16 protein-coding genes and 1 pseudogene are annotated in these 20,174 nt (G+C 60.1%); 11 read left to right on the forward strand and 6 right to left on the reverse strand.

All coding sequences use genetic code 11. The features are described 5' to 3' along the window. Positions 1–81: 81 nt before the first annotated feature. The 4 genes and pseudogenes from B0G76_RS22455 to B0G76_RS22465 form a co-directional block, all read right to left on the reverse strand. Positions 82–2,175, reverse strand: a complete 2,094-nt coding sequence (locus B0G76_RS22455) for a recombinase family protein (RefSeq protein WP_120294490.1) — start codon at positions 2,173–2,175, stop codon at positions 82–84. 286 nt (positions 2,176–2,461) lie between these two features. Beyond that, complete coding sequence (locus B0G76_RS22460) at positions 2,462–2,926, reverse strand: helix-turn-helix domain-containing protein (RefSeq protein ID WP_120296684.1); 465 nt, start codon at positions 2,924–2,926, stop codon at positions 2,462–2,464. Between the two features lie 180 nt (positions 2,927–3,106). Continuing rightward, positions 3,107–3,307: pseudogene (locus B0G76_RS44885) on the reverse strand (DUF5372 family protein); the annotation flags it as partial. After that, positions 3,229–3,918: an NAD(P)H-binding protein gene (locus B0G76_RS22465; protein WP_120294491.1), complete on the reverse strand. Its 690-nt coding sequence runs from the start codon at positions 3,916–3,918 to the stop codon at positions 3,229–3,231. The pseudogene B0G76_RS44885 and the gene B0G76_RS22465, both read right to left, overlap by 79 nt. 318 nt (positions 3,919–4,236) lie before the next feature. Between B0G76_RS22465 and B0G76_RS22470 the strand changes: the two genes are divergently transcribed. The 3 genes from B0G76_RS22470 to ltrA all read left to right on the forward strand — a co-directional run bounded on the left by B0G76_RS22470 (position 4,237) and on the right by ltrA (position 8,172). Beyond that, a complete protein-coding gene (locus tag B0G76_RS22470; RefSeq protein ID WP_259460676.1) occupies positions 4,237–5,166 on the forward strand; it encodes an alpha/beta hydrolase in 930 nt (309 codons plus the stop codon). Between the two features lie 62 nt (positions 5,167–5,228). Then, positions 5,229–6,197, forward strand: coding sequence for an alpha/beta fold hydrolase (locus B0G76_RS22475; RefSeq protein WP_120294493.1), 969 nt, complete (start codon positions 5,229–5,231; stop codon positions 6,195–6,197). A 586-nt stretch (positions 6,198–6,783) separates the two neighbouring features. After that, positions 6,784–8,172 (forward strand): group II intron reverse transcriptase/maturase, encoded by a 1,389-nt coding sequence (ltrA, locus tag B0G76_RS22485; protein ID WP_106286491.1) that lies wholly within the window; start codon positions 6,784–6,786, stop codon positions 8,170–8,172. A gap of 866 nt (positions 8,173–9,038) precedes the next feature. Here ltrA and B0G76_RS22495 read toward each other — a convergent pair. Next, complete coding sequence (locus B0G76_RS22495) at positions 9,039–9,671, reverse strand: TetR/AcrR family transcriptional regulator (RefSeq protein WP_120294494.1); 633 nt, start codon at positions 9,669–9,671, stop codon at positions 9,039–9,041. A 127-nt stretch (positions 9,672–9,798) separates the two neighbouring features. On the opposite strand from B0G76_RS22495, the gene B0G76_RS22500 reads away from it, so the two are divergent. The 3 genes from B0G76_RS22500 (at position 9,799) to B0G76_RS22510 (ending at position 12,445) form a co-directional block, all read left to right on the forward strand. After that, complete coding sequence (locus B0G76_RS22500) at positions 9,799–10,761, forward strand: SDR family NAD(P)-dependent oxidoreductase (protein ID WP_120294495.1); 963 nt, start codon at positions 9,799–9,801, stop codon at positions 10,759–10,761. A gap of 50 nt (positions 10,762–10,811) precedes the next feature. After that, positions 10,812–11,558 carry an SDR family NAD(P)-dependent oxidoreductase gene (locus B0G76_RS22505; RefSeq protein ID WP_120294496.1) on the forward strand — a complete coding sequence of 249 codons (747 nt, stop codon included), beginning with the start codon at positions 10,812–10,814 and terminating at the stop codon, positions 11,556–11,558. A gap of 140 nt (positions 11,559–11,698) precedes the next feature. Continuing rightward, positions 11,699–12,445, forward strand: a complete 747-nt coding sequence (locus tag B0G76_RS22510) for an SDR family oxidoreductase (protein ID WP_120294497.1) — start codon at positions 11,699–11,701, stop codon at positions 12,443–12,445. Positions 12,446–12,869: 424 nt separating this feature from the next. Here B0G76_RS22510 and B0G76_RS22520 read toward each other — a convergent pair whose 3' ends face one another. Continuing rightward, positions 12,870–13,847, reverse strand: coding sequence for a LysR substrate-binding domain-containing protein (locus B0G76_RS22520; RefSeq protein WP_259460677.1), 978 nt, complete (start codon positions 13,845–13,847; stop codon positions 12,870–12,872). Between the two features lie 239 nt (positions 13,848–14,086). Here B0G76_RS22520 and B0G76_RS22525 point away from each other — a divergent pair, with 239 nt between their 5' ends. From B0G76_RS22525 to B0G76_RS22545, 5 genes are all read left to right on the forward strand, one after another. Continuing rightward, a complete protein-coding gene (locus B0G76_RS22525; protein WP_120294499.1) occupies positions 14,087–15,214 on the forward strand; it encodes a CaiB/BaiF CoA-transferase family protein in 1,128 nt (375 codons plus the stop codon). Between the two features lie 220 nt (positions 15,215–15,434). Then, positions 15,435–16,538 carry a serine hydrolase gene (locus B0G76_RS22530; protein ID WP_183082115.1) on the forward strand — a complete coding sequence of 368 codons (1,104 nt, stop codon included), beginning with the start codon at positions 15,435–15,437 and terminating at the stop codon, positions 16,536–16,538. A gap of 124 nt (positions 16,539–16,662) precedes the next feature. Then, positions 16,663–18,000: an MFS transporter gene (locus B0G76_RS22535; protein WP_120296687.1), complete on the forward strand. Its 1,338-nt coding sequence runs from the start codon at positions 16,663–16,665 to the stop codon at positions 17,998–18,000. 407 nt (positions 18,001–18,407) lie between these two features. Further along, entirely contained in the window at positions 18,408–19,466 is a 1,059-nt protein-coding gene (locus B0G76_RS22540) for a porin (RefSeq protein ID WP_120296689.1), read from the forward strand. 17 nt (positions 19,467–19,483) lie between these two features. Beyond that, positions 19,484–19,900, forward strand: coding sequence for a BON domain-containing protein (locus B0G76_RS22545; protein WP_120294501.1), 417 nt, complete (start codon positions 19,484–19,486; stop codon positions 19,898–19,900). The last annotated feature ends 274 nt before the right edge of the window (positions 19,901–20,174 follow it).

Genomic DNA, 20,174 nt, shown 5'->3' on the forward strand with positions numbered 1-20,174 from the left:
CGGCCCTGATCCTCGGCTGCAATCGGCGCATGGCGCCCATCGCCAACTAACTGGGTTCATACTACAACTCCTTTTCTCGGATCAGAAGGTTTTGGATGCCGCGCTCCCTCGCGCCGCTGTCGCGCGGTCAGTGAGTCGATCCCATCTGCTGCTGTGCTTCACAGGCGGCTGGGAATCCGGGACTTCATAGAGGAACGCATAATCGTTATAGGCGTGTCGTTTGACAAGGCCGTATTCGACCCACCTGGTGAGGGTTGCTTCGTGGATGCCGAGTCGAGCCGCAGCCTCCAGTTTTGTGAGCATGCCGCGGTCGCGCAGTCTTTCGCGGCGGGATCGAAGTCCGTTCCGCTGTGCGATGTATGAGACGCGCAGAGCGTCGAACCGAATGTTGCTCTTACCTGGACGGACGCAACCGCCGGGACGGATGCCCCGATCATTAAGGAGCTGCGCAATCTGAGAGCATGTATGGTCATCGAGAAGCTTGTCGATGAGCTCGAGGACCTCTGGCTGAGTTTTGACCTGTTGTGCAGATGTTTTTGGATTCTGTGCCGTGAGCGTTTCAGTCTTGCCGGCCTTGAAGCGAACGTGAATCTTTGTTGTCCCTTCGTCTGGAAGTTTGACCAGTGTGATGTCCTCGACGATGTAGGCTAGCAGCCGCTTTCGCTCTCGATTCGCCAACGATGAATCACGCCACAGTGTTTTGAAGTCCGCTGTCATTGCGATGAGCCGGTCGCGGATCGCATCGTCGAGTATAAGACGCTCCTGCTGCTGGCTACGCTCCCTTTGTTCTCTCGCGTCGGCCAATATGCGCAGCTTGTCGTTCCATTCGTGCTCCAGTGTGTCGGCAACCAGTCGGTTGCTTGGGTCGACCAGCATGAAGCGTCGTTGCGCAAGATCTGCATCGAACCGGGCGCGTTCGATAGCGCGCAGGCGTAATCGATCGGCTTCATCGTGACGCGCTTCGATTTCCCTGCGTATCTCCCATGCCAACTCAACGGCAGCCGGAGTCATCGACGCGACGATCAATGCGCCAACTGCTTCATCAATCGGCGCTCCGGCAATTGACTGACAGGTAGGTTCGCCACGAGCGCCTTGTGCTCGATCGCAGACATACCAGGCTTCCTGTCGTCCGCGTCGCGTGGCGTATCGGAGCCGGAGATACCGGCCACAACGTCCGCAAACGGCGCGGCCCTGCAGAAGAGCAGCTCCCTCGCGAGGTGGCGACGACCGCGCGACTTTATACCCGCGACCATTCGTCTCCAGAACAGCAAGGTTCTGCTCATACCGCTCCCAGGTAATGTATCCAGGATGGGCGTCCGGAATGCAAGCAAGCCAGTCATTGCGATCACGCTTTCTTGGCACTTTCCGCCCGTCTGCGAGTTTGCGATAGTGCCTCCGGCCGTAGGCGTAAGCGCCTGCGTAGCGCGGATTGTTCAACATGCGAAGTGCCGTCGACGCAGTGAGGTGCTGGAAGACCAGGAACTTCGCGTTGCGCATACGGGATGGAAACAGGAGGCCCTCCTTTTTGAAGACCTTGACTGTCTGGCTGGCAGAGCCGACTCGCAAGAACGTCTCAAAGAAGTATGTGATGGTCTCCCGGACCTGGGAATCTGGGTCAAGCACTACGTTGCCAAGGTCGTCATATACGAAGCCGGTCGGTAGCACGCACCGATACTCGCCTCGATTCACCTTGTTTAGAATGCCGCCTCGTAGGCGCGCTTTGAGAACATGAAGCTCCGCTTCACTCATTGTTCCTTTGAGCCCAAGCAGGAGCCGGTCATTGAAGCTTGCTGGATCGTATATCCCGTCTTCGTCGAGAATCAGCGTATCAGCGAGCGCGCAGATTTCCAGAAGTCGATGCCAGTCAGCATTGTTTCGGGCCAGGCGCGACACCTCCAGGCCCATGACGATGCCTGCGCGGCCCATGCCCACGTCAGTGACCAATCGTTGAAACCCCTCCCGCCAGGATGCCGATGCTCCAGACTCCCCTTGGTCGCTATCGATGGTGACGATCTGCTCGTCACGCCAGCCGAGCGCCGTCGCACGTCCACGCAGGGCATATTGTCGCTTTGTGCTCTCGACGTTCTCGAGAACTTGCCGCATCGACGACTGCCGGACGTAGATGTAAGCGCTCCGTTCGAGGTGGTGAGGCTGAACTTTAAGGGACGCGTTCATGGTGTTCTCCGCTCATTGACCGTCACAGCCATGCCTGCAAGTACGTAGATAAAGCCTTGACGCTCGATGGGCTGAGCGTTCGGCGATGACCGAGTAACATTTGGTTCGGGCGGCGCACGCCCCGGAACCATCATGCGTGCCCACGCCCACATCCCTCGCGTAAGGAAGACGCTGAGTCCGCGCCGGGCTTCTACAGGCAAGGCCTGGCCAAGAGCAGCGGAACGCATCACCTCGTATTGCGCGGCGATCGGCGCCGACACGGTCGACGGCCAGGCACAGCATCCCGCTATTCCACCGTTTTTTTTACACCGAACGCTCGCTCGATCGTTCTCGGGTGTACATCCAGACCAAATTCTTTGCGAACCAGCTTTGCCAGTTCGCGCGCCCGAAGTGGTTCTCCGGGCGTGTGTTGTAACTTGAGGAACGCCAACACCTCGCCCTGGATCTTGTGCGGACCATGCGGCCCTCGTTTCCTCGGAACCAGCCCTGCAATTCCTCCTTGCTCGAAGTCCGTTCGCGCCTGATAGAAGGTTGGCCGCGAAACACCATATTCATCGGAGATCTGCGTTATGGAGGCCTTCTCGACAGAGACGCGACGCAACATCTCATATTTGACCTGCACGGCGTCATGGGGATCGAAGAATCCACCCTCGTGGAACTTGGCATCGAGAACGTTCGACGGCGTTGGATTCAGCGTGCCGTCCTCCGCGAGGACATCCGTCTTCGAGCGCTTGCGTTCACTGGGCGGCACATTCACTCCAAATGGTTGCATTTCAATGTAATTAAAATATGCCGCGACACAGGCTTTGTCAAGCTCAAGGACGTTCAGTTTTAACCATAATTAAAGCCGCTTTATGTTCACAATTTGAGACGCGGCTTAGAGTCCAGCGGCGTTAATTATCTTACATTTGCGGCAAAAATCTCTTTACGGTCAAGTACCGATCCCGGCACGCCTGCACGAAAGACGTCTCACGAGTAGCGCAAGATCCATCAAGTCGCTGACCGTGAACAACGCGCGCTCTCGTCCCACAGAGATCTCGGGATCAGGCTCGCTCATATCGGTCCACTTCGGCGGTACGGAGCAATAACTCTTGTCGTCGATGCGCAGCAGAAGACGTCGGCCAGACCGGTTATAGCGCTCACCGACACAAAGAAGTTGCCGCCCGCTGAGCGGGTGGAACGGGTGAGTAACGCGGACAAGATGTTCTGTGGCAGCCCCAGAGCCTGTATTTCGAGGTATGTTACAAAGGGCAGGCGCAACACCCCGTCGTTTTTGATGCTCGCGACTTGACCCGGGTAGGTCAGCCATTGAGCGAAGAACGTAGGACGGAGATGCGTGACCGGCGTGCCAGCCCAGTCGAATACCTGCTCCGAGATCCAATGGTCTCGCGCGGCATGGCTTTTCGCTTCACGGCGAGCCGAAATCTGCGACATGTTCACAATGGATTCGATTCCGGTCTCACGGGCAGCCTGTGCGAACGAAGCGCTGGCCGCTATCCCGCCCGATTCGATCGGATAAACGAAATAGGCCGATGAGATGCCGTGAAGAGCGCGTGCGACGTCGTCGATATCCGAGAGATCGCCAACCAGCACCTCGACGCCCTGTGCGCGCAGCCGCTCTGAACGGGCGTCCTCGCGTCGAACGAGGGTTCGTACCTGTTCGCCTGCAGCCAAAAGGGCAGTTGTCGCTGCTCCGCCCGTGTCGCCAGTCGCACCTGCGATAAAAAATTTACGAAAAGCCATTTGAAAGCTCCGTTCAATTCATTGACTGGGACGGTGATGAACACTTCGGTCACCGGATCTTAACTGGAGTATAGTCGTAATCCTGAATGGCGATTGATGATAGTTTCGCCCTAGTCTTTTGCAGAATGCCGCGCTCGACGCGGGTGGCAAGCGCGTTAAGCTGCGTTCGCGAATGCACGCTGCAAATCGGATTCGAAGACCACGTCCTTCCCGGACGACCGTACATCGGAGAATGTTCCTGCCATGATCGCCCACACCTTCGCCTCACCCCGTCATTCCACGCGCTATTGGGAGGCCGGACCCGCGGAGGGGCCATTGATGATCTTCCTTCACGGCTGGCCCGGGATCGGCCTGATGTGGCGCGCGCAGATCGAGGCTTTCGCGTCGGCGGGCTGGCGCTGCGTTGCGCCGGACATGCGCGGATACGGCGGCTCGTCGACACCAGGTGCGCCCGATGCCTACGCGCTCAAAGAGATCGTTGACGACATGGTCGAGCTCCATGACCACTTGGGCGCGAGTCCGGCAATATGGGTCGGCCACGACCTCGGAAGCCCGGTGGCAGGTGCGCTCGCTGCGCATCACGCGAAGCGTAGCCGAGCGGTTGTATTCGTTTCCGTTCCGTATATGCCGGAGAGCTTCGGGTTGCGCAGTCTGCTGCCTTTGGTCGATCGGACGCTCTATCCCGCCGACCAGTATCTGGACGGGCAATGGGACTACTACCGCTTCTATTCCACACATTTCGATCAGACCGTGACTGACTTCAATGCCGACATAGCGTCGTCACTGGCGGCGATCTATCGGTCTGGAGACCCGAAATCCGTCGGCCAGATCTATCGCTCTGCGCTGGTCTCGCGCAATGGAGGCTGGTTCGGGTCGGCACATCGCGCGCCGGCGGTGACGCGGGACGCTGCGCTCTGGCCGTCCGCTGATTTCGACACGCTGGTTGATGCGTTCCGTGTGACCGGTTTTCGTCCGGGTAACAGCTGGTATCTGAACGATGACGCCAACATCGCCTACGCTCGAACTGCGCCCGACAGCGGCCGCCTGAGCCAGCCCGTGCTGTTCGTGAACGGCGAATTCGATGGCATCTGCGACATCACCCGCAGCGCGCTTGGCGGGCCCATGCGAAACGCCTGCACGGTTCTGTCTGTGGCGACGCTGGGCGCAGGCCATTGGCTTCCACTCGAACACAAGACCGAACTCGTCCAGGCAATCCGGTCCTGGCTCAAGGCGAAGGAACTGTCGTAGCCATCACGGACACATCCTGACCCGCATAGGGTCCTGCACATCGATTAAAGGAGTTGAATGAAATGAACGCATCGAACAGCGATGGCATCAAACAATACGACATCGAAACCAATGGCATTACATTGCACGTGACGGAGCAAGGGGAGGGGCCAGCCGTGCTGTTTTGCCACGGTTTTCCGGACACCTCCTTTACGTGGCGCGGGCAGATGAAGGCTATTGCGTCGGCGGGATATCGGGCCATTGCCCCGGATATGCGTGGTTACGGGCGAAGCTCGGCTCCGGCCGACGCAAACCTGTACACGCCGTTGCACACAACAGGCGACCTGATCGGTCTGCTCGATGCCCTAGAGATTCCCCGCGCCATCCTCGTCGGTCATGACTGGGGTGCGACGCATGCGTGGAACGCGGCGTTGATGCGCCCGGACCGATTCGCGGCGGTATTCTGCCTCAGTGTCCCTTTCGTGCCGCGCGGAGACGTCAGTGTTTTTGACAGGATGCGAAGGGCGGGGCTCCAAGACAAGTTCTATATGTTCGAGCAAATTCGGCCTGACGCTGACGAAATCTGGGCCAACGCCGCGGTGACCATTCCCGGCATTCTGTATTGGGCATCGGGCACTGCGCCAGCCGGCCAGCAGTGGAGTCCAATGGATCCGGCTCGGAGCCTTTATCGCGCTGCTCCCGGACCGTTGCCTTCGTGGGCGTCCACGGACTACGTCGCGTATAACATCGCGGAATTTCAGCGTACCGGGTTCCACGGAGGATTGAATTACTACCGCGCGGCCGAGCCGTATTTCGTCCTGTCCGCTCCGTGGAAGGGCGCGAAGATCGTTCAGCCGTCGTTTTTTATCTGGGGCAAGGCCGACGGTCTGAGAGAGTTATATCCGCTTAGCATCGACGACCTTCGCGCCGGCTTACCGGGCCTTGTGGGAGGACTCGAACTCGATAACGTGGGGCATTGGGTACAACATGAGGCCGCCGCCGAGGTCAGCGACCAACTGCTGAAGTTCGTGCGTACCGTTGATCTCGCATAATCGTTCCGGACACTGTCCGGTGTAGTCTCTGCTCCAGGCTCCGGTTAATCGAGCGAAGAAATTGGCGGCGTAACGGAGGCTGACGGGAGTCTTCAATGACCCTTGTACTCAAAGAAGGGACATCGACCAACAGGGCGACCGGTTGTCCGCGTTGGGTGTGCGCCGTGAAAAGGCGGCGTTTTCCAGCGGGTGCAAGCCCCGCCCGGCAACCGCTCCAGCCGGAAGCAACTGGAGCAGTCATGGAGGTAACGAAGTGGCTGAAGCCTCTGGTAATGCGTGTCACGAATAGGTGACAGCGCGAGTGTGCAGGCCGTAACGCGAGTGAACGCCGAGCAAACCTCGAAAAGGACGATGCGCAGGCCGACCCGGCAACCCTATCGGGGAAGGCTGATACGACTGGGCGAATGAGCAGGCTGGACGCCCAGTCGCTGCGCCGGGGTAGTGGCGACAGCATGTACACAAGGAAAGCGTACGCAACACGGGAAGTCCCTCGGCGTGGTCAGGGATGACCAACCGGACGCCCGCGAGGGACAGGCCGGGCGCCTTGGGATGACGGAGAGGCCCGTAGTACCGGTGAAGCCGGGTAATGCCGGTGGAGGGAAGGGGCCTCAGTTCAAGACAGACGCAATACGTAGTGAGGACGTGGAGATTGGGCAACCTATCAACTCCGATTCGTGTTCAGAAGCTGCAGATGGCGTTACACGCGAAAGCGAAGGCAGAAGCCGGGTATCGCTTTTACGCGCTGTACGACAAGATCTATCGCGAGGATGTGCTGGCGCATGCGTACGCACAGTGTCGATCGAACAAGGGCGCACCGGGTGTCGATCGACAGGACTTCGCGGAGGTCGAAGCGTACGGGGTGCAGAAGTGGCTCGGCGAACTGGCGCTTGCGCTCAGGCAGGAGACTTACCGGCCGGACCCTATCAGAAGAGTGTTTATCCCGAAGGCCAACGGCAAGCTGAGGCCATTGGGTATCTCGACCCTGCGGGATCGGGTGTGCATGACAGCAGCGATGCTGGTGCTCGAACCGATCTTCGAAGCGGACCTTCCACCGGAGCAGTACGCTTATCGTGCGGGCCGCAATGCCCAGCAGGCGGTGATCGAGGTGGAGGAGCGGTTGCATCGAGGGCAAACGGACGTTGTTGACGCTGATCTCGCGGACTACTTTGGAAGTATTCCGCACGCCGATTTGATGTTGTCGCTCGCGCGACGCATCGTTGATCGGCGTGTGCTGCATCTGATCAGGATGTGGCTGGAATGCCCCGTTGAAGAAACCGATGACCGAGGTCGGCAGAAACGGACGACGGAGGCTCGAGACAATCGGCGCGGGATTCCACAAGGCTCCCCCATCTCACCACTGCTGGCGAATGTTTACATGCGCCGGTTCGTGCTGGCGTGGAAGAAGCTCGGGCTTCAGCGCAGTCTTGGCAGTCGAATAGTGACCTACGCAGACGATCTCGTGATCCTGTGCAAGCGAGGCAAGGCTGAAGAAGCATTGCTGAAACTGCGCGAGATCATGAGCAAGCTGAAGCTGACGGTCAACGAGGAGAAGACGCGAATCTGCAAGGTGCCAGAAGGTGAGTTCGACTTCCTGGGTTTTACGTTTGGGCGGATGTACTCGGCAACGACTGGTCAGGCCCGTATGGGCATGAAGCCGTCGAAGAAAAGTATCCGGCGCATGGTCGAAAAGATTCATGCAATGACCGCCCTCAGGACGGTATGGCAAGAGACCACGGAGTTGGTGGGCAAGTTGAACCGCACGTTGCGCGGCTGGGCGAACTACTTCCAGGTAGGAAGCGTCAGCCGGGCATACCGAGCAATCGACAGCTACACCGCGACGCGGTTGCGCCGGTGGCTACGCAACAAGTACAAGCTCAGACGTCGCAGGGGCGGGACTTATCCATCCCCGCATCTCTACGGGTACTTCGGTCTCGTACGTCTGAGCGCACGTGGGGGCGTAGCCTGGCGTGTGTGAAGGCGTGATGTCTTGTCCGAGAGCCCAGTGCGGGAGATCTGCACGCTGGGTTCGATGAGCGGGATGTGGAAACGGGGTTACGGCGAGGGTATTGGGGCACCGCCAGACGAAAGAGGCGGTAACAGACAAACCGAGCCTACCGCTACCGCGCCACATCTCGACTCTACCGAATTCTGACCGACGCGCCCGGCTTGACCATGTCCCCGTCGCCGCGACACACATCGGGCGGCAGTCGGCCACGAGCCGCCGGTCGAGGTCGCCATCCGATTTGAATAGCCAAGGTCTCGTCCGCCCTCGCTGAATGGCCGGTTTCCGGCGGGCGAATTGCCGGTGGTACTGCCTCAACCCGGCCAACAACGGCCTGTTGTGAAGGGCCGCTTCGGAGTAGCCTGCACGGAACCCTGGAAGTCTCATCGGACACGAGCATGCACCACTACAACGGACGTTGGACGAAGATCGAGGTGACGAATTGGCCTGGTAGGGAGCTTCCGACTGGTACTTCGAGGTCAGCCCGAAGAAGACCGTAGTGCGGCAGATGGAGGTGTACGACGCGGCAGTCGTTCTGCAGTACGACCTACAGCATCTTGAGGTGATTCGGAGTTGTCACAGACAAGCCGTGCGATGCCGCGCGGTTTCCAGTTGCCGAGATTGCGCGCAACGATTTCGAGAGGGCATGGTCAACTCATGCTGCCGCGAATCGCCACCCGAGAGGGACCGCGCTTGGGGCCAACTGGCTTACGGGCTTCGATTTCCAGATCAAGGTGATCCATCCTATCCGAAACGGGAAACGATTGATCGGGTTTGAGGGGCGCGCGGAGCGGCAACTACCAAAGCCTACTGCTCCGCAACGCCCCTTGACGTCGGCGTCAACTTTCTGGCCCCGCGTTTCCACGCCGCGGCAAGAGCACCAGGTCGGCCGCTTCGTCAGCATCTTTCAGGAGCGTCTTGCGCGGCGTGCCTATCTGCGCACGCATGGTCAGGCCACGAGCAAAATCCGTGACTTGCGTTGCGCGCGCGACTACGGGAAAGTCAGATGCAATTTCTCCCGCGCTGATCCCGTCCCGGAAACGGCGCTCCACTAGCGCCGTGCCGCCAGCGACCGCGCTCTGCAGGAACCGCTGAACCTCAGCGTCGTTCACAAGCGGCGCGACGCACACCATAAGGCAGCCCCGGGCAGACCCTTTCTCGGTCGCACTTTCGACGGCGTACCTCAAAAAGCCCGCGACCGAGTCGCGAAGACTCTGTGGCGAGAGGAGCGCCTTCGCGGCTCTTGCGCCCTTCCGTTCTGCATACGCCTTAAGGACGCGCAAAAATATCGTCCGCTTGTCGCCGAAGACGGCATACAGGCTCGGCCGTCCCACGCCCATCCCGGCGACAAGATCGTCGATCGTGACGCCATCATAGCCTTTCGACCAGAAAACCTGGGTCGCCTTTTCCAGCGCGTCTATCTCGTCGAAGCTGCGCGGCCGTCCACGCGGCACAGGGAGATTATGAACCATTTAGTTTAAAATTCCTTGACACCTGTTAATGCACCATTATATAACTGAATAGTTCTAAATTAGCAAGTTGGTCCCAGCCTCGCGGGGCCTTACGACTCGACCTTAACCCTTTACCACGGAGACGCCCTTGGAACATTCGATCGCTCTCGTAACCGGCACCACCTCCGGGCTCGGTCATGCTGCAGCCCGCCTTCTTGCCGGAGAGGGCTGGCGTGAAATCATCATCACCGGACGCAGCCTGGCTCGAACCCGGGAAACGGCCGCACAGCTTGCGGCGGAGACCAAAAGACAGATCTTCACACCGCTGGAGCTGGATCTGAACACGCCCGCCAGCGTTCAGTCCGCCCTCGCCACGCTTGTCAAGCGAGGGCAGCCGATTGATTTCCTGCTGCTCAATGCCGGGATGGTCCCTGGCAAGGCGCGCGTGATCACTGCGGCGGGCGTTGAGGCTTCTCAGGCCCCGCTCATTGGCCATCATCAATTGACTGTCGGGTTGCTCCGCGCCAACCTGCTGAGCCCCAACGCGCGGATTGTTATCGCCGGCGCGGAACCTGCCCGAGGGGGCGTACCCCTGTTCCGCTACACCGACGTGGACGCATTCGCTGCCAAATACCACCAGGGCGACCTGACCGCTGCTATGGAAGCCCTGATTCGCAACGGGCCGAACGTGAAGTACGTGCCCAACAACGCGTATGCCGACGCGAAGCTCATCGTTGCCTGGTGGGCTGCGGCGCTGGCGCGTCGGCTATCTTCCGGCATGGCCGTGTACGCTGTCTCGCCCGGTGCGGCGACCGCTACTAAGGTCTCGCGACAAGCTAGCCTGGCCGTGAAGTGTCTGTTTATCCCAATCGCGAACCTCATTCCCGGCATGAATCAGACGCCGGAGACGGCGGCGGGCCGGTATATCCAGGCCTCGAAGTTCGGAACCGACGTCTCAGGGCAATTCTTCGCCTCGGCTGAAGGGAAGTTCTCAGGCCCAATTGAGGCGCAGCGCCACCCACACCTGCACGATGGCGCTTCTCAAGAAGCCGCGTGGCAGGCCATCGTCAACGTCGCTGGCGTCAACCTCCCCGTCGTCAACTTGTCTTAAGTGATTACGAGAGCCACCGGACGCTGCGCTCAAACGCGAAGGAAACCTTAATGTCACTATTGAAAAACAGGATTGCGGTCATCACGGGCGGCACCAGCGGTATTGGCCTCGCGACAGCCAGAAGGTTCGTTGAAGAGGGGGCCTATGTCTTCATCGCCGGTCGCCGCCAGGCCGAACTCGAAAAGGCCGTCGCGGAGATCGGCAGGAACGTCACCGGGGTAAAGACCGACATCTCAAAGCTCGATGACCTCGACCGCTTCTACGAAACCGTCGCGGAGAAGGGCAAGGTCGACGTGATTTTTTCGAGCGCGGCCTTCGTTGAAAAAGCGACGACAGCCGACGCGACGCCCGAGCATTTCGACAATACATTCAACACCAACGCTCGCGGCACTTATTTCACCGTTCAAAAGGCTCTGCCTCACTTGAACGACGGAGCCTCCATCATCCTCGTAGCGTCCGCCGGAAAGAACAAAGGCTTACCGGGCCGCAGCACCTACAGCGCTACCAAGGCGGCGCTGAGGTCACTGGCCCGGACGTGGACCAGCGAGCTTAAAGATCGAAACATCAGAACCAACGTGTTAAGCCCCGGTGCCGTCGAAACGCCGATGTTCAACGAACAATACCCCTCTCAGCATGCCGCCGCCGAAGCCCGCAGGCAGATCACTTCGATGACCCCGCTCAACCGCTTGGGCCGCCCGGAAGAGATCGCGGCCGCGGCGCTGTTTCTTGCCTCGGACGAAAGCAGCTTCATCGCCGGTATCGATCTTCCGGTCGATGGCGGATTAACAGCAGTTTGAGCAAAGAACAGAAGCCACCCAGTGGTTACAGTATTTTGAATTAAATAGTTCGAATTTCCTTGACACGGCCATCACGTCTATTTTTTTACCAAACAGTTCGAAATCCGAAAAACAACCCCAACCTCGCAAGGAGAATACACATGAAACGGTATCAAGGTAAAAAGGTGGTAATTATCGGCGGCACGAGCGGCATGGGACTCGCGACGGCGAAGATGCTCCTCGATGGAGATGCGCGCGTACTGGTGACGGGTCTCTCGAAGGTCGGCCTGGAATCGGCGCAGAAAGAGATTGGAAAGAACGCCATCGTGGTTTCGAGCGACGCGCGGTCGTTGACCGACATCGACGCCCTCGCCGCTCAGGTAAAGGCCGAGTTCGACACCATCGACCTGCTTTTCGTCAACGCCGGGTTCAGCATTCCAACGCCTGTCGCGAACGTGACAGAGGCCGTCTACGACGAGATGTTCAACCTGAACGCCAAGGGCCCCTTTTTTGCGGTCCAGAAGCTCGCGCCGCTGATCAATCGGGGAGGCGCTGTCGTTCTCACGACCTCCGTCGCCAACGTCAAGGGACTGCCGGGCCAAGCCACATACGGAGCCGCCAAGGCTGCACTGCGGTCATTCGCCCGGGTGCTTGCCGCCGAGCTGCTTCCTCAGGAGATCCGCGTAAACGCGGTGTCGCCCGGCCCCATCGACACGGGCATCCTCGAAAAGGTGTTCCCTACGGAAGAGATGCGTACACAGGTCAAGGGGCACACCGTCGGCATTATTCCCATGAAGCGCTTCGGGACGTCGGAGGAAATCGCCAAGGCCGTCCTATTCCTTGCGTTCGACGCGACCTTCACGAACGGTGCCGAACTGCCGGTTGACGGCGGGTGGTCGCAGCTTTGAACGCGGTACAGACCGCACGCGTCACCAGACGGGGGCTTCACGATGAATAGGTTGGCAGCCATCCGCTACTCGACCGGATGAGCGTCCGCTTCCGGGCGCTCGGTGCGGCCAGGCCGATGGCAGCTATCGGGTCGGGAGACGCACTGCCGACTGGTCGCTTCCGGGAAGCGGAATTCCACTGGCCGCTTTCCGGCGATGCATTTGAAGAGCGGGCTGACGCAACCCGACCCGCTCTGGCCGTTCACTGTCTCTCCGAGCTGACGGCAGCTTTCGAGTGCGGAGCGGCCACTGACGTAGAGCTCCCCCTTGGGCAGCGAATGATCGCCTAGGGCCGTTATTCGCGGCTTTGTGACGATCGACAGGGTAGAGCGACACCGGTTTCGGTTAATTCGATCTCCCTCAAGTTCGCCCTCATGCATCGTCTTCAAGTTTCCGGAGCGCCTAACCATTTGCGGAGCGCCTGTTCGATCAGTTTCACACCGGGAGGGACGGTGTTCTGCGCAGAGGTAATGAAGAGCATATGGCCGGTCGAAAACGGCGGTGCTGTCTGGATCGCCCGGATCCTTGAACGATCCGCATAGTGCCGCACTGCGCACTCTGGCGCGACAGTAATGAAATGGCTGCCGGCAACGAGTGGCAAGCTCGTATGAAAGGAAATCGATTCGATATGACAGACGGGAGGAATCAGGCCGACATCAAGGAAGTGCTGATCAAATACGCGACGCGTGTACGAGGACGGAGGCGGCAGTATCCAGTCGCCGTCCTGCAACGCGGACAACGGTACTTTGTCGCCATGAACGAGCGGATGGTCAAGCGAGGCGACTGCGACGATTCGTTCGGCCCAAAGCGGCTTTACGTTGAAGCGTGCAATCGATTGGGCGGCCTCGCGCGATTCGAGGCGGCCAATCACGCAGTCCAGTTCTCCGGCGAGCAATAGCTCCAGCAGGTTGTCTACCGTCGCCTCGCGCAGGATCAGCCGGGGCAGGTTTTGCTGCGTGGCAAGGCTAGCAACCACGTGGGGCATGGCTTCGACGCCAACGAGAGGCAACATGCCGACCCGAACCAACGGCTCTTCCGGCCGCACAGCGAGCGCCGCGCGAGCCGCATCAAGCTCACCTAGCGCGACGCGCAGTCGGTCAAGCGCATGTGAGCCCGCGCGGCTCAGATGGCCGCCGCGTGTGTTGCGCTCGATCAGATTGCAGCCGAATGCGCTTTCGAGCTCCTGAAGCATCTTCGTCGCCCCAGGTTGACTGATGCCCAGTTCCTGCGCTGCTGCACTGAGCGATCCGGTGTTCGCCACGAGTTCCAGCAGACGCAGGTGGCGGATGCGCAAGCGATCGATACGTGACGCCAGTTGGCGACTGGTGAGCACCTCTGACGAAGCGCGGGACATTTCAGTCATATCAATTCGTGAAGAGTGTTTTCGAAATTGATAATTGTCTGCTATGGCCGACGTAGGCACAATCAGCATCAACCTGAGGGGGACGGTTGGAATATCGGGTGCCCTGCCTACCCGGGAACCGGGTCGGAAAACGCCGGCCGGGGTCTGGCTGCAAAGATTTCGCGCCAGGTAATGTGCACCCCAATTCGCCGTTTTGCCTCGGATCCTGAAACTTTGTCTGTCACCCACTAAAGCGACTCATGACCACCAGCCGTGCGCTGCCCACTTCGAATACAGCCTTCGTGCCGCTCGCCGGTGTGAGAGTGTTGGACTTTTCCCACGTAATCGCCGGTCCTTTTGCCACGTTTCTGCTTGCCCAGCTTGGTGCCGACGTCATCAAGATAGAGAGTGCGGACGGCGGCGACGTGATGCGGCGCACCGGGCGAGGGCGGCAAAGTTTCGTCGCGCTCAACGCAGGCAAGCGAACCACCGTGCTCGACCTTGCGACTAACGAAGGGCGCGAGCAGGCATTACTGCTGGCGGCCGAGTGCGACGTATTGGTCGACAATCTGCGCCCGGGTGTGCTGGAAAAGCATGGCTTGGGCTTCGATGCGGTCCATGCCGCCCATCCCCGCCTGCTCTATTGCAGCATTTCCGGATTCGGGCGAGGCGCGCAGGCGTGGCGGCACCGGCCCGCCTACGATCACGTGATTCAGGCTGCGACCGGCATGGCGTGGATGGCCGGCAATGAAGGCGATCCGCCGATCAAGACAGGCTTTCCCGCGGTAGATTCGACGACCGGTCTCCTCGCTGCGTTCGCAATCCTCGCGGGGCTGCGCGAAATGGAGCAGACCGGCACGGGGCTGCTGCTCGATGTGTCGATGGTCGGTGCGAGCCTTCAATTGATGTACCCAATGGCGTGCGCCGCGCTGACGTCCAGCGAAACACCGCCTCGCGTTGGCAACCAGGGATACTCCAACAGCCCCGCGGCCGATTTCTTCCGAACCCGTGACGGCTGGCTGGCGCTCGGCGCGAATACGCCGCGTCAGCTGCTTGCGCTGCTGGACGAACTGAGCCTTGGTTCGCTGGCGACCGATCCGGCGTTTTTCGCCGCGCCGCTTAGTAGCGATGCACCGCCCGCATTTGCCCGCTCGGTCGATCCGGAGAGGCTGAAGAAAGCACTCGCCGACGTTCTGTGCAATTGCGATGCTGCCGAAATGGAACGGCGACTGAACGAGCGGCAGGTGCCGGCTGCGCGCCTGCGCACGCTCGGCGAGTTTGCCGACGAGGTGCGGGAGAACCATTGCGTCGACGTCACGACGCTGAGCGAGGATGACGTGACGGTTCGGTCCCCAGGACTCGGGTTCACCGTATATCGACCGCACTAACCGGGCACCTTAAAAAATTACTACGAATACAGGAGACGTCAGGATGCAAGAACCCATTCGCTTCGCTGCGCCGGCAGCAGTGCCAACAGATGCTCAATCCACAGAGGCAAACGCCGGCGCTGAGGACGATACGCCCGTCATGCGGGGCTTTCCGCCCGCCCCGGAAAATCAGGTGACCTTGCATAATGCGTCAAGTCCCCGCTTTTTGCGCTGGAGCTTGATGAACGGAGCGTCCCTTCACCCTACCGTTCGCATACTGCGCGGTGAAGACGCCGCAATGCCGCTTCCAGCGGGCGAGCCGTTCGATCCGGAAAGTCTGGGCCTCGATGACGAGTGCGGTGACACTCTGACGGTTGAGCGTTACTTTCGCGAATGCCGGATCGATGCGATGCTGATCATGCATCGCGGCCGCATCGTCTATGAGCGCTATCTCGGTGAGATGCAGCCGAATCGGCTGCATTCGCTGTTTTCGTCCACAAAGAGCCTGATCGGCACGCTTATCGCGGTGCTCGCGCACGATGGCGTACTGGATTTAAATGCAACAGCCGCGACCTACGTGCCGGAGCTTGCGCATTCAGCGCTAGGTAGCGCGACGTTGCAGCAACTGCTCGATATGCGTGCGAACTTCCGCTTCGGCGAACAAATGCACCTTGGCGATCGCGTGCAGGTTGATTTCCATCAGGCGCTTGGCGTACTCGGCAGACCCGCGGACTACGATGGCCCCGACGGCGCCTATGCGCTACTGAAGTCGGCGAAACCTGCGGGCGAGCATGGCATTGGTCCCTTCCGCTATGACAACGGCAGCACGGAAACGCTGGGCTGGGTAGCGCGCCGTGCGACTGGCAGACCGCTCGCGCAGTTATTGGGCGAACGTTTCTGGGAGCCCCTCGGCGCGCAGCAGGACGCCGATCTCACACTGGACTGCCGCAAATCGGAATGGGCTGCGGCCGGCATGAGTACAAACCTGCGCGACCTCGCCCGCTTCGGCGACATGATGCGGCTGGATGGGACGTGGCAGGGCAGGCAGATAGTGCCACGAGCCGTCGTCAGCGATATTCGCCGTGGCGGCGACCGTGCCGCTTACGCTGCAAGCGGGTCGACCTTCAAGCGCCCGGGCGGCTCCTACCGGAATCAATGGTGGGTGCACCATGACCGGTACGACTCGTTCAGCGGAAACGGACATTTCGGGCAGTGCCTCTGGATAGCGCCGAAGGGCGAAACGGTCATCGCCCGCTTCGCTTCCGACCCGCAGCCGACCGGCACATTCGAGGCGTTACACCGTCGCGTCGGCTATGCGGTCATCGACGCGCTGCAGGCCCGCTGAGCAATCCTGCCGCTCCGATTCCGAGCGGGCAGATCCGGAAAGACGCAGAAAGTCCCCGATGAAGCCGCTTGCGCAGGGCTCGTTTATCAGGCGTTGCACTGTCGACGCAAAAGGCGCGCACAAAATGTCACAGGACTATCGGGCCGGGCGGGCGTGGATCGTTACCGCCATGCTGACACTACTGATGTTGATCAATTTCCTCGACAAGGTAGTAGTCGGACTCACTGCGGTGCCGATCATGCGCGAACTCGGCCTCACGCCGCGCGAATTCGGCTGGATCGCAGGGAGCTTCTTTTCATTATTCTCAGTATCGGCCGCAGTGGTCGGCTTCGTCGCGAACCGCGTCGCGACACGGTGGCTGCTGTTCACCATGGCGGCTATCTGGTCCGTGATCCAGGTGCCGTTTCTATTCACGTCGTCGGCGGTGATTGTGATCGTGTGCCGCGTCATTCTGGGTGCCGCGGAAGGACCTGGTACGCCCGTGGCCACGCATGCGCTCTATAAATGGTTTCCGGACCGCAGACGCAATCTGCCCATCCTGGTCATGAACCAGGGCGCGGTGGCTGGTCTGTTGCTCGCCGGAATCGGCATCCCCTGGATCAGCGACCATTGGGGCTGGCGCATGAACTTCGGGATCCTCGGTGTGGCGGGACTCGTATGGTGCGCAATATGGCTAGTGCTGGGCCGGGAAGGGTCTGTCGCACGCCCCAATGGCACGGTGCCCGGCGCGAGCGCTGACATGCGCGTTCCTTACCGTGTGCTGCTGGGCGACGCCACAATTCTCTGCACGTACCTGACGGGCTTTGTCACCTACGCAGGGCTTGCATTGATGCTGACCTGGATGCCGGTGTACCTGCAGCTGGGGCTCGGCTATGACCCGATCCATGCCGGGCGCATTTTCGCCGTGATCGTCGCCGTCAGCGCGCCTGTCAGTCTCATGTTCGGCAGTTGGTCGCAGCGGCTTCTTAAACGCGGCACGTCATCACGCGCTGCTCGCGCGGTCTTCTCCAGTGCCTGCGTGATTGGCGCGGGAGCGCTCCTAGTCGGCCTGCTGATTCAAGGACTGGCTCCGGTTCAAAAAGTATTGCTACTCGCGATCGCCGGCGCGATGCCTCCTGTGATCTATTCGCTGCACGCGGCGATTCTGGCCGAAGTAGCACCGGATGCACAGCGCGGCGGCATCATCGGGCTAGGTACCGCGGTTTCCAGCCTGGCGGGTCTGATTGCACCCGTGATATGCGGGCAGCTGGTTCAGGTATATTCGCACCCCGTGTCGCGTGGCTATGAAATCGGATTCGCCGTGGCGGGTCTGGCGATGATGGCGGGCGGCGTCGCGGGATTGATCTGGATGAAGCCGGAGGACTCCGCGCGCTGCGTGCGCATGTCGGCGGCCTTTGGACGCCGTGTGGGCAATCGGCAATCCGACTTACCAGCGACGGAGCAACTGATACGTAAACAGTGACAATTATTCGGGTGTCACTGACGCGGCATCCGAACCAGCACGGCTCACGATCAGAGACTCCGATCTCCTTTGGCAGTGGATCAGCAAGCCAGACATAGGTAAAAAATAAACGGCGAAATAACGATCCTGATAAGGGAAACACGCTGAAATACACGCGCATCCGGAAAGAAAAGGGTTGCGGCGCAGTCGATCGGCATGCTCACGGTTCAGTTTCAGCGTCACGCCGGCCCGATCTGATTTGACTCTGCACTCAGAAAAGCCTGGCCACCACCCAGCCTGGCTAGTTTCTGGCTACGCATATCGACTTCACTTCGTCATTGCAATTTCAGGTAGTAGCACGTCGCACGAAAATATAATTAGTTATACTTATATAATAAGGAAATAAAATGGAGATGTTTGTACCCTGTATAAGAAAGTTATTGCTAACAGCAGTGCTGGGCGTGCTCTCGAACGCGTCGCATGCGCAGTCGAGCGTGACACTGTATGGCAACATCGGTGGCGGAGTCCGATGGACGAACGGTGTCAAAGGCGGTGCGGACGTTGCTTTTAACAACAACATCATTGCCGGCAACCAGTTCGGCTTTACCGGCAAGGAAGACCTGGGAGGCGGGCTCAAAGCCATATTCAAGCTAGAGGGCTCGTTCAACAGCGGCACGGGCGCGCTGAAAACGCCGGGCACGCTGTTTTCACAGGCGGCTTTCGTGGGTTTGACCGGTGATTTCGGGCGCCTGACGCTTGGCCGGCAGCTCAATGCCAACGAGGACTTCGGCATTCTGATCGACCCGAGCGGCGGACAGGGGCAGTCCCTCGCGATTGAACCGGGGGTCGTGTTCGGAGCCAACTACTTCACGCTCGACTCGCGATTCAACAACACGATCAAGTACCTCGCGCGGGTTGGTGGCTTCCGCTTCGGGGCAAGCTATTCGCCGGGCGGCGTCACTGGCGACACGCGTGCCGGCACGAACTTCTCTGGCGCGGCGATGTACCAGTGGGGGCCCGTGCTGGCTGGCGCCTCCTATCAGAAAACCTGGAACGCGAACGCAACGCAGTGGGCACAGACGTTCCAGACCGGCGGAACGCTTCAGCTTGGCGGAGCGCGCCTCTATCTGAGCTACAACGACCTGAGCGTCACGGGCAGCGCCCTGAGCGCGCCTAGGCGCCGTGACAGGATCCCGGGCGGCGGCATCGTGTGGCTCTTCGCGCCGACGTTCCAGGTCACCGCGGCCTTTTATGACGATATCGCCAGCAACCTTGGCAACGTTGAGGCAACTGGCGGTCACAAGCTCACGACTTATGCGCTCGCCGAATATTTCCTCTCGAAGCAGACCGAACTCTACGCCGAGCTGGATTGCAATGGCTTTTCCGGCGCCTATCGGTACGATCCGGCCAACATTGCGGCGCTTGGGCTCAATCGCGGCGGTCGTACGTTAACGGGCGCGTCGCTTGGTTTTATGACCCGGTTCTAGGTAACGCCTGCGGCGTCATGAGCGCCGCGCTCCTCCTCATTCATATTGACCGAAGGAATTGCATGACCAATCACCACCAAACTCTGCGGGCTCTGTTCGCTACAGCGCTGATCGCAGTTTCCGGCAGCGCATCCGCTCAAGCCGCCGCCGCGGATGGAGCGAGCGCGGCTTCCAGTTCGTTGACCGCGGAATCCGCTAAAGCATCGAAAGCCGCGGACAGGAAACTAGCCCACCGTATCGAGAACGCGATCGCCCGAACCCGCGGACTGAACGCCACGCGCATCCTCGTCAAGGCTCGCGACGGCCACGTAACGCTGTCCGGTTCAGTGACGGATAATGGACAGATCCAGTTGGCCATTGATGCGTCGCAGCAAGTCGAAGGAGTGAAGTCCGTCCAGAATTTCCTCCACGTCATTTCAGGGCCAGCGCCATAACGGATTCAGGACTTGCGGGCGGTAGCGCCGCTGACACGTGTCGTCCGGCTACAGGTGTTTGCCTCCGGCCATCGGCGCGTGAGTTCGCGGATAACCGACTATAGTGGCGCCACGATCCGCACGCTCGGCGGGGCGCCTGGGCCGACTACGCGACGGGTATGATCGGCGCACGAATGACTCTTGCCTGAGTGTGGAACGGTCATCTGAACGCCCGCTAGAAATAGCGCGCCGCTGTCCGTAGCTGGCCGGACCGCGCCCGATGCAGACCACCGTC

It is taken from the genome of Paraburkholderia sp. BL23I1N1 (assembly GCF_003610295.1).
In the GTDB taxonomy this organism is placed as follows: domain Bacteria; phylum Pseudomonadota; class Gammaproteobacteria; order Burkholderiales; family Burkholderiaceae; genus Paraburkholderia.